Here is a 14,505-nt window from a genome sequence, read left to right as displayed (position 1 = left end):
GTTCGGTTCTCACCGAACGGCAGGGTTCAGTCGTTGATTTGAGAGGGGGTGAGCTTTTGCTCACCCCCTTCTTCTTCATCTGGCCAGCGCGAGCCCTTCGTCCCAGGCCGAACGCATCTTGTGCAGCAGCTCATTGGGCACGCGGTCATCGCCCTGGGCCTGCTGCAAGGTCTCCCGCATGGCCTGGGCCATGACTTCTAGCACCCGCGCCGGCTGGCTGACGCCGCAGATGCGACGACCGAAGTCCAGCAGCTCATCCCGGGTCGGGTAGGTCTTGGTCTGGTGCCGGCCGGCGAACAGTTTCAGGGCCAGAGTACGGTCTTCCAGCTCGGGGCCGCCGGGGTAGCGGGTGTAGGTGTAGATGGTCGTGGTCACCACGTCGAACATCGGGGCCAGCCAGATGTCCAGCTGGTTCGTGTCAGTGCCGCGGTAGAGCACGCCGAAGTTCTTCAGATGCGCATCGCCGTTGCGCACCATCACCGAGAAGACCACCTGCTCGAAGAAGCGGTGCAGGTTGTCGCTGTGCAGCTGCAGCTGGCGCAACAGCTCGGCCACACGCTGGTAACTGCCTTGGTACTTGCGGTCGGACAGCACGTCGCGCACCCGCAGGCCCGCCAGAGCCGCGATGTCCTCGAAGCCCAGGCGCTCAGTCTGCCCATCGGCCTTCGTCACCATGTCAAAGCGGTCCAGCACCAGCATCTGGCCGTCGTCTGACAGGGCGAAGCCAGGCACATCGATGCCCGCGCGCTGTGCGGCGCTCAGGCACAGGAACTCGTTGGCACACAGCCCCGGATAGGCCGGGCTGGCGGCCTTCACGATGAGCGACGGAATCGGCACGGTGGGCCGGTCGGGCACCATGATTTTGGGCTGCATGCCGGCAATGCCGGCACCCGTGCTCAGGTAGGCCGCCACCAGCTCGTCGAACACCTCGGGGCTGTAGCGGGTCTTCAGCAACGCGTCCTTGCCCATCGGCGGCGGCGGCGCCAGCTCGGGCGCATCCGGCAGCCGGTAGCCCAGCCGCCCGATGCCATTGCGGCCGACCAGGGCCAGCAGGTGCATCGGCGTCATCGGCCGCTTGGGGAACATCTGGCGGATGCGCATGAACAGGTCGCCCTCGGGCAGGTTCTGGTCCATGGGCGCGAACAGGTCGCCGTCTTGCCAGGTCAGCCGTTCCCGCGGGGGCATCAACAGGGCGACCGCAGGCTGGTCGGGAGCGGCATCGAGATATCGGAACTCGTAGGTGGACGTCTTCAGCAGCTGACCGGCATGGGCGCGGTCGCCGATGGAAACGTCGAGCGCACGCAGACGCTCCGGCAGTCCATCAGGGCTCATCGCCGCCGTCCTGGTCATCGTCCATCTGGAACCGCCGCGCCACCTCCTGCGCAGACGGCAAGCCCACCGGCTCCAGTCGCAAGGCCAAGCCGAGCGCACCGAGCACCGCCAGCAGGGACGACACCGTGCTGTCCTCCCCGGCCTCCAGGCGGTAGACCACTTCCCGCACCTTGCCCGCGCGCTGGGCCAGCTCGGACTTGCTCAGCCCGAGCGCCTTGCGCCGCGCCAACAGCTGGCGCCCAAGCTCATCCGGAAGGCGAAAAATGTCAGTCATGGCTTGCATTATGTGCTCCATTCTTCATTGTGCAAGCTATGACTTGCAAATCCGAGCGTGACGACGAAAGGAATAAACAGGTGGGCTAGACGTGCCAGCTGGGGCCGAACCGATGCACCAGCGGGCACGAACGGGCGCAGCCGGTCGTCACGTGCTCTGCACACCGGCGTGGAGCATTCAATGCCCGAAACCAAACCCGTCCTCGAACTCGGGGACCTCGCAAACCTGCTGGGCCGCAGCCCGGAAACCATCCGCAAGGACCTTCATCGCAACCCGGCGGCCGTCCCGCCGCGGTTGGTCATCGCCGGCACCCGGCTGCTGCGTTGGCGAGCGGTCGACGTTCACGCTTGGCTCGCCCAGCGTGTCGAAGGAGCCCGCCATGTCTGAGCAGGCTCTGAAGAACCCGTTTTCCAGCCCGTTAAACATCGCGCACATGCTGCGCAATCCGCCGCCGCCGCTGGACCATGTGCTGCCCGGACTGCTGGCCGCGACGGTTGGCCTCGTTGTCGGTCCCGGCGCCGTCAGCAAAACCATGTTGGCCCTCCAGATGGCCATTGCCATGGCCACTGGCACGCCACTGCTGGGCGGCCTTGTCGGCGGCGCCGGTTCCCGCAGCGCTGCGCCAGCGCGGGTGGTCCTGGTTCTCGCCGAGGAATTTGCGCATGTGGTCTGGCACCGGCTGCACGCCATCGCCAGCGTCCAGTTGGCCGCCACCGGCATTGACCCCGACCACGCCGCCGAGCTCCTGAACCAAAACCTGGTCATCCATGCCCTGGCGGGCCAGGAACAGGTGAACCTGCTGGGTGAGTGCTGGGAGAAGACGCCCGCTGGCGAGATGCTGCGACGCGCGTGCGAAGGCGCCCGCCTGGTCATCCTCGACCCCATCCGAGATTTCCACAATGCTGACGAGAACAATGCCACCGCCATGAAGAGCCTGGCTCGTCATATCGGGAGCTATGCCTGCTCGACACACGCGGCGTGGCTGCTGGTCCACCACACCAGCCGTGCTGCGGCGCTGCAGGACTACGGGGGCTCCGCAGATGCCGCGCGCGGCTCCACCGCGCTGACGAATGCCGTGCGCTGGCAACTCAACCTCAGCCGGCCCACGCGCGTGACCGCCAAGCAGTTCGGCCTCGCCAAGGAGCAGCTGCACCGCCACGTGCTCTTGGACATCCCGAAAGCCAACTACTTCGCCACGACCGACACGCTGGTGCTGACCCGCGGACCGCACGGTGTCCTGATGCTCGCGGAGGACGCAGCATGACCCGCACCGCAGGAAAGACTACCTCGGCACCGCCGAGGGTGGTTCGGCTGTCTCACCCGTTCGGCCTCTGCCAGCTGTTTCGACCCCTGCCCAAGGATGGCTCGCCACGGCCCGTATTGAACGAAACCTATCAGTACGGTGAATTGAGCCTGCGCTTCAGCGCCCGGGAAGCGCTGGGCGTGCCAGAGCAGACGCTGCTGCTGGCCCTGCTGGAACTGGCCCAGGAACAGCATCGGCGACGCCCCTCGGAGCACCGCCTCGACCAAGCCGACCGCAGCGAAGTTGGCTCACTGCTGTGGTCGTCCCTGCATCTACAGGCCGAGGCAGGAGCAATTCGGGAGTTGCCGCCCACCTTGAGGCTGGAATGCTCATGGAGCGAACTGCATCGCCGCTGCGGTTCGGCCAGCGTGGGCGGCTCGGCGAACGACGTTCGGCGCGAGTCCCTCGCGCGCCTCTGCGAAGTAACGGTGTGGGAGCGCGACGGTGCCACCCATACGGTGCGCTCGTGCCGCCTGGTCAGTTGGCTGGTCGGCGACAACCAGCGCGTGCATGTGGCGCTGAACCACCGACTCGCAGCAGCCTTGCTGTCGCCGGGGTACGCGCAGGTGCTCTTGTCGGAGCGGTTGACTCTGCCGTCGCACACGGCGATGCTGGTACACGCGTTTCTGTCGACTTGCCTCGGTCAGGGTAAGTCGATGTCCATCGGGTACGAGACCTTGGTGGAAAGGCTGTGGCCTTCAACAGGCACTCCGCCAACGGCGAGCAAGCGCAAGCGCCGCCTCAGCGACGTCACGTCGGCAGTGCGCGCCATCGGCCGCTTGGAAAGCTGGAAGGTTCAGTTGGCGCCGACCGTAGCGGAGGTGACCCGGATGAAGTCGAGCGCCTGCGCGTCGAATGGCAGGCCGGCTGCCCGAGCGGAGCCCAGGGAGGCGCGCGAGCCGATGCCAGCCGCACGCGAAATGACGAGGCCCAGTCATTTCGCGCTATCAACCTCGTCATATGGCGAGCAACCGTTCTGGCAGAAGCTGAGCTCCGACAAGCCCTTGCCGCGAAATGACGAGGCCAGTACTACTTTGTAATAGAAAGAAGTGTGGGCCATGGCAGGGCGCGGCCAATGGCCCGCACCCTGCCTTTGCCGGAGAGCTTCGAGCCCTGGCCAGGGCGGATGCATCAACCACCAACCCGCTTGCTCTGGACGCGGTCGGCACGCCAACCTTGCCGCGCCGCAAGACGACCGCCGGACGCGCTCGGCAGGGTTACTGTCGTTACCCCAGTTACCGCCTTCCATGCACAAAGAGAGGGGGCAGCCGATGGCTGCCCCCTCGTCGAATCAGCCGCTGTGCGGCATGGTGCATGGTTACTGAATGGCAGTGCTGGCCAGGTTGGGGAAAGAGCGCGCCAACTCGGCGCCAGTCACCAGGACATCCATCAGCTGGGCTGCGTTCTTACCTCGGCCGACCAGCATCAGTCTCGTCAAGCCGACCGGCGATGCATCGCCAACCATCCGCGAGGCTTCACTTGAGACTGCCTGGAAGCCGGCGTCCAGCATATGGAGATGATGGAGCTCACCAGCGGGCTGCCAAGCCACCTGCGTGGACGCCAGCAAAGCATCGGCGTTCTGAAGAAAGTCCTCTCCGGTCGTCAGCACCACGCTCTGCGGCGCATCGACCGCGTTCACAGCCAGCGCGATGCGGCCCCGGTCGACGGCGTCGCGCAGCCAGACCTGGGCATCGACCTCCCACATCGCAATGACCCAGACATACCGGACTGCCTGGGCCAGCAACGACAGCACGACCACCGGCAAGCCGTCTTCGTAGCTCTGCACGGCGAGGTTCAGGCGCCCGAGCCGCTCCGCCGTCAGTCGCTCGATGTCTGCCTGCTCAAGTTCGGCAAACAGCACCCATCCTTCGGCGGGTGGGTCGGTGCCTTCTTCGGCGACGATTTCCGCGATGTCATCGGGGCTCAGCAGTTCGGCGTAGCGGGCCATATGGCAATCGCGAAGCCATGTGGCACGAGGGTGGGCAACGGGCACTGCAGGTTGGCTCTGGTCAACTTTCAAAATGGTTCTCCTTGGAATCGGCGATGGCCTGGAGAACCGTATAGCGACCGGCCCCGGTGCGCAGGTTGGGGCCTCACCGCCGAATCTTGCCGCGCGGCAAGAACCGCCCATGACCCCTGATGCACCGATGAAGAAGGGGCGGAACAGCTGACGCTGTCCCGCCCGAAGGTACGCCGCTACGCGGCTACGGCAATGGTGAGTGGATGACCTCTGTGCCAGCGGAAGACGCCCCGGCGGGTCGCGTATGCATGGCGCGCTGATAGGTCTCCATCAGCAGCACCGCATTCACGCCCCTGGCGGCGACCATCACGCGGATGTGCTTGGGCCGTCGTTGACCGGCGGGTGGCAGGACGGCCAGCGGCGCCATCACCTTCATGCCGCCCAGGACCATGCCGAACACCGCCTCTTCCGGCGATACGACCTTGGGCGTGGCGCTGGTCAGCAGGTCCTTCGGCCGACCGAACAGCCCACCACCAGCCAAGAACGTCAGTCCGGTGGCCGACGTCGGGGACTCAACCAGCATCAGCAAACGGTCCTGCTCGATGGCCTCGCGCAGCCAGTCCATTGCGCCCTGCTCCCACATCGGAACCACCCAGCGCCACTGGACATGCCCCACCTGCGTGACGAGCACGCACAAGGGAAGTCCTCGGTCCAATTCGATGACGTTGAAACGCATCGGCTGCGGTCCATCCTGGGAGGCCATCAGTTCGATGTCCTCGTCATCCAGAACCGCCTGAAGTGCCCACCCTTTTGCCAGAAGGTTCGGGTACTGCTCCGCCGCCGTGGCGGCCACGTCTCCTGGGGAAAGCAGAGCCGCTGGACGAGCCCGGTGGCAGCTGCCGTAGAGCTCGCTGAGAAACTTCAAATGGGCCGCTGAATGGCCGGTGTCTTGTCGCATATGCACTCCAAAAAAGTTGTCCTGTGGAGTGACGTGTAGCGACTCAGGAAGGCAAGCTAACCCTCATGCCCAAGCGGCGCACTATGTTCTGTCGGGCCGAATGCCTGGGCCGGAGCGAGCCCGCAGCGCCTCATACAACTGCGCCGGACCCAGGAGAATGTCCTTCAGACCCTCGCGCACCCGTTCGGACCCCAGCGCCTGCGTGCTCATCGTTTGGTGTGCCTCGAACGCATCCATGATGGCATCCATCAGCGCCTTGCTGAGGTCGGGTGAACTCGAGAACTGCTCCTTCGAGTTGCTGGCCGCCTGCTGCACCAGTGTCTCGTTCTCCAGCAGCTTGCCCTTGAGAACGCCGTTCACGTAGACCAGTTGGTCGTCGTCGGTCAGCTCGCCCTCGAACAGGCCGTTCACCTTCTGGATGATTTCGACCAGGTAGGCCTGCTGCTTCTCTTGCACGGAACCGCTGCCCACCGCGTCCATCGGTGGGAGTTTGTAGTTGCCGTCCTGGCCCAGACCCATCGGCTGCTTGCCCTGATTCTTCAGCGTGTGATGCGTCAGCACCACCTTGCTCAGGTCCACCGTGTCGCGTTCGCGGCCGAAGTCCAGCAGCGGGATGAGGCGTTTGTAGAACAGGAAGCGCTTCTCGATGTCCGTATTGCCGTAGTCGAAGATTTGGCTCAAGAAGGCATACAGGCGCACGTAGGCGCCCATGTCGTTCTTGAACAGCACGAGGGCATCGAGCGTGTCCTTCGCCACCTTGGCGGCCTTGTCGTCGTCCAGTTCCACGGCGTCCGACCTGGCTTGCTGCGCGGCCTTGTAGCGTTTCAGCAGCCGGTCGGCCACCGGCGCAATGGCCGCATCAAGCTGCTTCTGCGTGCCCTGCGGGTCCAGGTCGACCTTGGCCACGCGGTCGACCTCGAAGTCGTCGTAGTGGCCGGTCGCATCGAGCTTGGCGCGCAGGTCGTAGACCAGGTGCGGGTCGGTCGCAGCCTCCAGCTCAGCCGTCTCGTGGTAGGTCTTGAAGGCCTTGAGGATGTCGCCGGCCTCGTTGACGAAGTCGAGGATGTAGGTCGTGTCCTTGCCCGGATGCGCGCGGTTCAGGCGCGACAGCGTCTGCACCGCCTGGATGCCGCCGAGCATCTTGTCGACGTACATGCCGCACAGCAGCGGCTGGTCGAAGCCGGTCTGGAACTTGTTGGCCACCAGCAGCAGGTGGTGCTCGGGTTCATTGAAGGCCTCGCGGATGTCGCGGCCCTTCAGCCCCGGGTTCAGGACCTTGCTGGTCTCGGACACGGGCTGCGGATAGCTCTCGGTGTCGTCGACCTCGCCGGAGAACGCGACCAGTACCCCCAACGCGTAGTTGCGCTGGGTGATGTAGGCACGGATGGCCTTCTGCCATCGCACCGCCTCCTTGCGGCTGGCCACCACCACCATTGCCTTCGCGCGCCCGGCCAGTAGCGGCTGGACGTTCTCGCGGTAGTGCTCGACGACGACCTGCACTTTCTGGGCGATGTTGTAGGGATGCAAGCGGACCCACTGCATGATGCCCTTCATCGCCGTGCTGCGTTCGACCTGCGTCTCGTCGTACTCCTTGCCGTCATGCGCCAGCTTGAAGGCCAACTTGTAGCTGGTGAAGTTCCTCAACACGTCGAGGATGAAGCCTTCCTCGATGGCTTGGCGCATCGAGTAGACGTGGAAGGGCATCGGCAGCCCGTCCGGCCCCGGTCGCCCGAACAGCTCCAACGTCTTGGCCTTGGGCGTGGCGGTGAAGGCGATGTAGGTGAGGCCCCCTGTGCCTCCAGCGACGCCCGCGCCGGCACGCGCCTCCATCTGCGCGGCCAGCAGGGCCTCGGTGTCGACCTCGCCACCGTCCTGCAGGTCGGCCCATTCCTGCGCCGATAGCAGCTGCTTGAGCTTCGCTGCCGCCTCGCCGCTCTGCGAGCTGTGCGCCTCGTCGGCAATTACCGCGAAGCGCTTGCCCTCGGTGGCCGCCAGCTCCTGCACGGCGGACAGCGCGAACGGAAAGGTCTGGATGGTGCAGACGATGACCTTCTTGCCGTCCTTCAGCGCCTGGCTCAGCTGGGCGCTCTTGCTGCCGTGCTCGCTGGTGATGGTCGCCACCACGCCGGTGGTGCGCTCGAAGTCGAAGATGGCTTCCTGCAGCTGCGCGTCCAGCACGTTGCGGTCCGAGACGACCAGCACGCTGTCGAACACCTTCTTGTGTGCCGCGTTGTGCAGGTCAGCCAGGAAGTGCGCCGTCCAGGCGATGGAGTTCGTCTTGCCCGAGCCGGCAGAGTGCTGAATCAGGTAGCGCTGGCCGGTGCCATCCTGGTCCGCATTCTCGAGCACGTCGGCCACCAGGCGCCGGGTCGCGTCGAGCTGGTGGTAGCGCGGGAAGATGACCGCCTTGAGCTGCTTCTTGTCGTCGCGCTTGCCGATGCAATATCGGTGCAGGATGTCCAGCCAGCTCTCGCGCGCCCAGACCTCTTCCCACAGGTAGGCGGTCGCAAAGCCATCCGGGTTGGGCGCATTGCCCGCACCACCGGCGTTGCCGCGGTTGAAGGGCAGGAAGGTGGTCGCCGGCCCGGCCAGCCGGGTTGTCATCATCACTTCCGACTGGCTCACCGCGAAGTGCACCAGCGCCCCGCCCGGGAAGCCCAGCAGCGGCTCCAGCACGCCGCCCTTGGGCGCAGGATGGCGGTCGAAGCGGTACTGGTCGACCGCGTCGTGCACGCTCTGGGTGAAGTCGGACTTGAGTTCGGCCGTGGCCACCGCGATGCCGTTGACGAACAGCACCAGGTCCAGCTCTTCCTTCGGGTTGTTCGGCGAGTGGCAGACCTGACGCACGACACGCAGCCGGTTGGCTGCGTAGTGCGCCTGCGTGGTGGGGTTGATGGCCAGCGCCGGCTTGAACTGCGCCAGCATCAGCGGCCCTTTCAGGCCCAGCATCTCGACCCCGCGCCGCAGCACCTCCAGCGTGCCGCGCTCGTTCAGGCTCTTGCGCACCCGCTCGGCCAGCACCTTGGGCAAGGCCGCGCCATGCGTCTTGCTCAGGCGCTGGAAGCTCTCGGGCTGGGTGGCCTGCACCCAGGCCAGCAGGTCGGGCAGGAACAGGCCGTTGGCACGGTCGAACAGGGCGGCGTCACCGGGCTCATGCAGCCAACCGTGGGCAGCCAGGTGCTGGCAGATTTCTGCTTCGAAGTGATGTTCTTGGTGCAGCGACATCTTCAGTCCTCCGAACGTCCGGATGTCGGCTGAGAGCTGGGCAGGTTGTCCTGCCAGGCCGCATAGGTGATGGCGCTGCCCTTGAGCCGCCAGGAGTTGCGGCCGTTGTCAGTGCGGCCGAGCACGGTGGCCGAGGCGGCACTCGGGCTCTTGAAAGGCGTGTCGGCAGTGAAGACGAGATGGGAACCGTCTTCCGACAATTTCAAGATGCCGGCGCCGCGAAGGTCATCTCGCAACTGTTGGTACGAGTGCGGCTGCCCGGACCATGCGAGTCGAGCCTGGGAGCCCGCCAGCACGGTGAAGGTGCTGCCCAGCTCCTTGGCCGTGGCGTTCAGCCCGTGCTTGGCACTTTCGAGCTCGAAGGGCACGGCGTCCCCGGCGCCTTCCAGCTCGGCGAGCAGCGCTTCGGCCAATGCGGCCTTGCTCTTGCGGTCTTGCAAGCGCCAATGTGATTCCAGCTTGGCAAGCATGGCGTCCTGGCGCGCTTGCATCACCTCGGTCGTCCAATCCGTGTGCTGGAGCACCTGGGTGGTCAGCGCGAAGGCCGTTGTTCCGCCCTTTGTGAAGTAGGCGGACTTCTTCCAACTGAAGTCGCGGTTGCTGGCCGAGCTGTTCTTCTTGCGGCTCAGCAGCGCCAGGTTCCCCAGGCGATGCACCCACAGCTGGTGTGCAGTCTTGTCGGGCACCCAGGTGGCCCACTGGCTGTTGGGCGCCGGTTGCTGGGGCATCACATGCTCGACCGAAACGACCTCGTGCTGGTAGCTGGCACTGGCGTCTGACATCAGGCGGTCCAGGCGAAGCAGCAGCAGCGCCAGGGCACGCGACGAGTGGGTGTCATACAGCGGGCCGCTCAGGGCCGTGTAGGTCTGGTGCTGCTCCTCCGGTGAGAGCTGCAAGGGCGAGGTGGCAGCCGACAGGTCGGCACCCGCCTCGACAGCGTTCGTCAGCGCAGAGAACCGCTCGATGCGGTCGTTGACGCCCGACCTGCGGGCGAGCATCGAGTAGCCCAGGCGTTCCAGGTCGCGGAAGAAGCCCAGCACGGCGGCGGGCTGCTGTCGGTGGCGCACGAAGAAGGTCAGGGCCGGCGGCACCCAGTCTTTGAACTCCAGGCGGTTCAGCCAACGCAGATGCTCGTTCACTTCCTCGGCGTGGTGCGTGCTGGCGTAGTCCGCGTCGCGCAGCTCGCTGAAAGCCTGGGCCATCGGCAGCAGCACCTCGTCGATGAACTGCTGCGGCTGCTTCGCCGGCACGACGTGCTCCTTGAACTCCTTCAGCAACGTGCCCTGCGGCTTGGCCTTGCGATAGACCATGCGGATGTGGCTGAACAGGTCGCCGAACTCGTCCCGGCCCAGGTCCTCTTCCTCGTCTTCCCACTTCTTCGTGTAGGCGTCACGCAGCGCCGGCGCGATGCCGCCGATGATTTCCGCCTTGAGGATGTCGGTGGCGCTCAGGTCCAGGCCGCGGCTGTTCAGCACGCCGAAGATGCGGTAGGCCGAGTCCAGGTCGGGCGTTGCCACCGTCACCAGGTAGCAGCGGGTGATGACGAACTGCACCAGGCGCACCAGCTCCGCCTGCGACAGCTTGGCCAGCCCGTCCATGAACACCTGTGCGTTGGCGCGCAAGCGGCCTTGCGCGTCAGGCAGAGGTGTGTTGACCTGGGCCAGCGCCTGAAGACCGTTCTCGTGCTGCACATACTGCCGGAAGAAGTCGCGGTCGCGCTCGCGCAACAACAGGCGGTAGCGGGCCTGGGTGCCCTTCACCAGGCTGCCCTTCTCGTAGATGCAACCGGTGATGTCCTTTTGCAGTTCGTCATCCCCGACCGTGGCACGGATGGCGGACAGCAGCAGCGTCAAGGTCGTCAGCCGCTGCTGGCCGTCCACCACCGTGGCTTCGGGCATCGCCTCGGCCTTGATGAGCACGATGCTGCCCAGAAAGTATGGCGCCGCATCGGCCAGCTGCGCCGGCGCGGCCGCCAGTGCGCCCAGAAGGTCATCCAACAACTCCTGAGCCTGGTCACGACCCCAGGCGTAGGGCCGCTGGTAGCCGGGAATGGTGAAGACGTAGTCGTCGCTGAATATCTTGGCGAGCGACTGTTCCTTGGCGGTGAGCGTGTGGCTCATGGCTTTCTCCCTGGTCTTGTGGTTCTTAGGCGTTGCGCACGTCAATTTGGCCAGTGACCGCCGCGGCGATGAGGGCGCTGCGGCGCTCCTTCAACAGGCTCACACCCGCTGCCGCGTTGAGCGCGAGCGCAGTGAGTTTGCCGGCTTCCTCGTCGAGGAACTCGACAATAGCCTCTTGCTCCTGACGCGGCGGACGCGTCACCAAGAGTTCGCGGACGTTTTCCAGACTGAGACCTTGCTTGAGTCCGTACTGCGAAAGCTCGATTTGTGTCTGCCCCACGCTGCTTTTCAGCGAGAGCGCAAGGAAGCGCCCGTGCACATCTTCCGATGGACGGACAAGGCAAAGATGCTGGTTGACATAGGCCGGCTCTGGCAGTGATTCGCAGAGAGCGACGTTCCCGGTCTTTGCACCCGTGATGCAAACGACCACATCGCCTTCGCTTAGGCGCGTCCGCGCCGCTTCTGCGTCGTCACCGACATTCACACGCTTGGCAGTTTCAAGCTCAAGCCCTAGGGAATCGTTCAGGTCTCCACTCTGGATGAACAGGCTGCCGCTTTCCGTGATGCGGTCTGACCATCCGCGCGGGCCGCTCGTCGTGAATTGGCTGAGTGCCTTGACACGCACGATGTCCCAATGTGCAGGAACCTCCCCCAGCCACTCCACGCCGGAATCCTTCATCGGAGCGTAGGGGTTCAGGCCTTTGGTGACGGCATGGGATATGGTTGCCCGACGCTTCTCGGCCAACCGGGCGATGAGCTTCTCTTGCTCGGCAATCAGCGCATCAATCTTGGCGGTTTCGCGGTCGAGGAAGATGGCAATCGCCTTCTGCTCATCTAACGGCACAACCGGAAGGTCGACCTGCGCGAAGTTGGAGAAGCGGAGTTCCTGCCCGTCACGGATGAGGTCGGTCGTTCGGCGCAGGGCCTGGATGTAGGTCGGTGACTTGAGCAGGTGCGCAAAGTAAGGCGGCCACACATGCTTGACCGGCCGGAGCATCACGTAGTGAAAGCTCGTGGACCCGCGAAGCTTGCACCACTCGATGCCGCCCTGGAAGCTGCGCATGCTGATAATGAAGTCGTCGGGCTCGACATGCTTCAAGCTGTCGGTGCCCATGATGACTTCGACAACCCGCCGAGCTTCCAGCTCCATGAAGTCGGATTGGAAAAGTACCCCGTACTTCTGCGACGCCGTCAGCATGCGGTCCGTCGGCAGCGCCGGCTCGCTGCGCACGGCAAACATGCGACGACTCTGCATGGTGCCCCAGTGCTCCGGTATGTGCCCCAGCCACTCGACCCCACTGTCCTTGTACGCTCCGTACCGCGGCAAACTCATTCCGCCAACTCCTCCAACATCTTCATGATGCTGGCGGTCACCGTCTTCAGTTCCTCGTCGATGACGTGCAAGCTGCGTGGCGGCTCGAACACGTAGAAGTGCCTGTTGAACGGAATCTCGTAGCCGACCTTGCTCTTCTCGTCGTCTATCCACGCGTCCGGTGCGTGCGGCACCACCTCGCGCTTGAAGTAGGCGTGGATGTCCTCGGAGAGCGGCACGTTCTCGGTGTCGCGCAGTGCGCTGTCGGCCTGGGGCTTGCCCTTCTGCTTGCCCTTCAGGCCGACCACAACCTGGCCGGCCTCGTCACGCAGCGGGCGCTCCACCGTGATGGTCGTGTAGCCGAAGTCCTCATTGCGGAAGATGCGCGCGACGGGCACGCGCTTGAGGCGACCGCCTTCCGGAGCCACTGGTGCGGTGCTGGTGTTGGTCACCAGCACGGGTTCACCCAAGGCTTGACCCGCAGCGTCGATGGTCGTGACCTGCCACGCCTCGGTGAAGTCGCCGAACAGCCGCGTGACGGTGGCGATGTGCTCCTCGCTCATCTCCTTCCGCTTGCTGCCCAAGCCCTTGCGCATCTTCTGCCAGAGGCCGCTGGCGTCGATGAGTTGCACGTAGCCCTTGCGGTCGGCCGGCTTGCGGTTGGACAGCACCCAGACGTAGGTGCTGATGCCGGTGTTGTAGAACATGTCGGTGGGCAGCGCGACGATGGCCTCCACCAGGTCGTTCTCCAGCACGTAGCGGCGGATTTCGCTCTCGCCACTGCCAGCCCCGCCGGTGAACAGCGGTGAGCCGTTCAGCACGATGCCGAAACGGCTGCCGCCGTCCGCAGCCGGGCGCATCTTGCTCAGCAAGTGCATCAGGAACAGCATGGAGCCGTCGCTGACGCGCGGCAGGCCGGGGCCGAATCGGCCGTCGAAGCCCTTCTGCTCGTGTTCCTGGCGGACCTGCTTTTCAACCTTCTTCCACTCCACGCCGAAGGGCGGGTTGGAAAGCATGTAGTCGAACTTGCGCCCGCCGTGACCATCGTCGCTGAGGGTGTTGCCGGCGACGATGTTCTCCACGGGCTGGCCCTTGATGAGCATGTCCGCCTTGCAGATGGCGTAGGACTCATCGTTGAGTTCCTGGCCGAACATCGTCAGCCGCGCCTGCGGGTTGTGCTCGGCCAGATACTCCCCGGCGACGGACAACATGCCACCGGTGCCCGCCGTGGGGTCGTAGATGGTCCGGACCACGGCGTTGCCGGGCGTCAACACGTCGTCGTCCTCGATGAACAGCAGGTTCACCATCAGACGGATGACTTCCCGGGGCGTGAAGTGCTCCCCGGCGGTCTCGTTGCTGATTTCCGCGAACTTGCGAATCAACTCCTCGAACACCGCGCCCATGCTGGCGTTGTCGACCACCGAAGGGTGCAAGTCGATGTTGGCGAACTTTTCGGTGACCAGGTACAGCAGGTTGGCCTTGGCCAGCCGCTCGACCTGGGCGTGGAAATCGAAGCGCTCGAAGATGTCCCGTGCCGCCGGCGAGAAGGCCTGGACGTAGGCGTAGAGGTTCTGGCGGATGTGGTCCTGGTCGCCCAAAAGCTTGCCCAGGTCCAGTGGGGAGGTGTTGAAAAAGCTTTGCCCAGCCTTGCGCAGAAGGAAGGGCTCGGGGTTCAGGCCGGCCTTGGTCTTGGCCGCGAACTCGGTCAGCACGGCGGGCTTGGTGGCCTCCAGCACGCAGTCCAGACGGCGCAGCACGGTGAACGGCAGGATGACGCGGCCGTACTCGCTCTGCTTGAAATCGCCACGCAGCAGGTCGGCGACGGACCAGATGAAGGAGGAAAGGGCTTGGTGGTTCATTATTGTTGGGCAATTTGCGAGCATTCTGGTGGCGCCGGTGGAAAGCAGCAGTGCGTGTGCGACCAGCTGTCGTCCAAGTCAAAAGGCCTATTCCAGCGGCTCTGCCCCTTGGGGTTCTTCAGTTTCGGCACGCCTATGTCGACGAGGGAAATGAAGCCTTCG

The 14,505-nt window shown here is 64.8% G+C and carries 11 protein-coding genes; 3 read left to right on the top strand and 8 right to left on the bottom strand.

What is annotated here, in order from left to right; translation table 11 throughout:
* Positions 1-75: 75 nt before the first annotated feature.
* Together H4F90_RS11960 and H4F90_RS11955 are read right to left on the bottom strand one after the other, a co-directional pair.
* On the bottom strand, positions 76-1,332 hold the full coding sequence (locus H4F90_RS11960) for a type II toxin-antitoxin system HipA family toxin (protein ID WP_182664870.1): 1,257 nt from the start codon (positions 1,330-1,332) through the stop codon (positions 76-78).
* Positions 1,322-1,615 carry a helix-turn-helix domain-containing protein gene (locus H4F90_RS11955; RefSeq protein WP_220486150.1) on the bottom strand — a complete coding sequence of 98 codons (294 nt, stop codon included), beginning with the start codon at positions 1,613-1,615 and terminating at the stop codon, positions 1,322-1,324. Before H4F90_RS11955 ends, H4F90_RS11960 begins: the two co-directional genes overlap by 11 nt.
* Before the next feature lie 171 nt (positions 1,616-1,786).
* Here H4F90_RS11955 and H4F90_RS11950 point away from each other — a divergent pair, with 171 nt between their 5' ends.
* Genes H4F90_RS11950 through repC form a run of 3 tightly spaced genes read left to right on the top strand, consistent with a single transcriptional unit; the run spans position 1,787 to position 3,949 of the window.
* On the top strand, positions 1,787-1,993 hold the full coding sequence (locus H4F90_RS11950) for a helix-turn-helix transcriptional regulator (protein ID WP_182664868.1): 207 nt from the start codon (positions 1,787-1,789) through the stop codon (positions 1,991-1,993).
* Entirely contained in the window at positions 1,986-2,870 is an 885-nt protein-coding gene (locus tag H4F90_RS11945; protein WP_182664866.1) for an AAA family ATPase, read from the top strand. The genes H4F90_RS11950 and H4F90_RS11945 overlap by 8 nt, the downstream gene beginning before the upstream one ends.
* Positions 2,867-3,949 carry a replication protein C, IncQ-type gene (repC, locus tag H4F90_RS11940; protein WP_182664864.1) on the top strand — a complete coding sequence of 361 codons (1,083 nt, stop codon included), beginning with the start codon at positions 2,867-2,869 and terminating at the stop codon, positions 3,947-3,949. Before H4F90_RS11945 ends, repC begins: the two co-directional genes overlap by 4 nt.
* Before the next feature lie 278 nt (positions 3,950-4,227).
* On the opposite strand, the gene H4F90_RS11935 is transcribed toward repC, so the two are convergent.
* From H4F90_RS11935 to H4F90_RS11910, 6 genes are all read right to left on the bottom strand, one after another.
* Entirely contained in the window at positions 4,228-4,857 is a 630-nt protein-coding gene (locus tag H4F90_RS11935) for a hypothetical protein (protein WP_182664862.1), read from the bottom strand.
* Between the two features lie 256 nt (positions 4,858-5,113).
* Entirely contained in the window at positions 5,114-5,827 is a 714-nt protein-coding gene (locus H4F90_RS11930) for a hypothetical protein (RefSeq protein ID WP_182664860.1), read from the bottom strand.
* Positions 5,828-5,908: 81 nt separating this feature from the next.
* On the bottom strand, positions 5,909-9,052 hold the full coding sequence (locus tag H4F90_RS11925) for a type I restriction endonuclease subunit R (RefSeq protein ID WP_182664858.1): 3,144 nt from the start codon (positions 9,050-9,052) through the stop codon (positions 5,909-5,911).
* A gap of 2 nt (positions 9,053-9,054) precedes the next feature.
* Positions 9,055-11,172, bottom strand: coding sequence for a DUF4357 domain-containing protein (locus H4F90_RS11920; RefSeq protein WP_182664856.1), 2,118 nt, complete (start codon positions 11,170-11,172; stop codon positions 9,055-9,057).
* A gap of 25 nt (positions 11,173-11,197) precedes the next feature.
* On the bottom strand, positions 11,198-12,412 hold the full coding sequence (locus H4F90_RS11915) for a restriction endonuclease subunit S (RefSeq protein WP_182664854.1): 1,215 nt from the start codon (positions 12,410-12,412) through the stop codon (positions 11,198-11,200).
* A gap of 89 nt (positions 12,413-12,501) precedes the next feature.
* Complete coding sequence (locus tag H4F90_RS11910; protein ID WP_182664852.1) at positions 12,502-14,343, bottom strand: type I restriction-modification system subunit M; 1,842 nt, start codon at positions 14,341-14,343, stop codon at positions 12,502-12,504.
* Between the last annotated feature and the right edge of the window lie 162 nt (positions 14,344-14,505).

It is taken from the genome of Aquariibacter albus, from assembly GCF_014145335.1.
Classification (GTDB): Bacteria; Pseudomonadota; Gammaproteobacteria; order Burkholderiales; family Burkholderiaceae_C; genus Aquariibacter; species Aquariibacter albus.
This window is presented reverse-complemented; position numbering and strand designations above follow the sequence as displayed.

Bases quoted from the DNA above. Each gene is read 5' to 3' on its own strand.
- H4F90_RS11960 (WP_182664870.1), bottom strand. From the start codon at position 1,332: ATGAGCCCTGATGGACTGCCGGAGCGTCTGCGTGCGCTCGACGTTTCC.
- H4F90_RS11955 (WP_220486150.1), bottom strand. From the start codon at position 1,615: ATGCAAGCCATGACTGACATTTTTCGCCTTCCGGATGAGCTTGGGCGC.
- H4F90_RS11950 (WP_182664868.1), top strand. From the start codon at position 1,787: ATGCCCGAAACCAAACCCGTCCTCGAACTCGGGGACCTCGCAAACCTG.
- H4F90_RS11945 (WP_182664866.1), top strand. From the start codon at position 1,986: ATGTCTGAGCAGGCTCTGAAGAACCCGTTTTCCAGCCCGTTAAACATC.
- repC (WP_182664864.1), top strand. From the start codon at position 2,867: ATGACCCGCACCGCAGGAAAGACTACCTCGGCACCGCCGAGGGTGGTT.
- H4F90_RS11935 (WP_182664862.1), bottom strand. From the start codon at position 4,857: ATGGCCCGCTACGCCGAACTGCTGAGCCCCGATGACATCGCGGAAATC.
- H4F90_RS11930 (WP_182664860.1), bottom strand. From the start codon at position 5,827: ATGCGACAAGACACCGGCCATTCAGCGGCCCATTTGAAGTTTCTCAGC.
- H4F90_RS11925 (WP_182664858.1), bottom strand. From the start codon at position 9,052: ATGTCGCTGCACCAAGAACATCACTTCGAAGCAGAAATCTGCCAGCAC.
- H4F90_RS11920 (WP_182664856.1), bottom strand. From the start codon at position 11,172: ATGAGCCACACGCTCACCGCCAAGGAACAGTCGCTCGCCAAGATATTC.
- H4F90_RS11915 (WP_182664854.1), bottom strand. From the start codon at position 12,412: ATGTTTGCCGTGCGCAGCGAGCCGGCGCTGCCGACGGACCGCATGCTG.
- H4F90_RS11910 (WP_182664852.1), bottom strand. From the start codon at position 14,343: ATGAACCACCAAGCCCTTTCCTCCTTCATCTGGTCCGTCGCCGACCTG.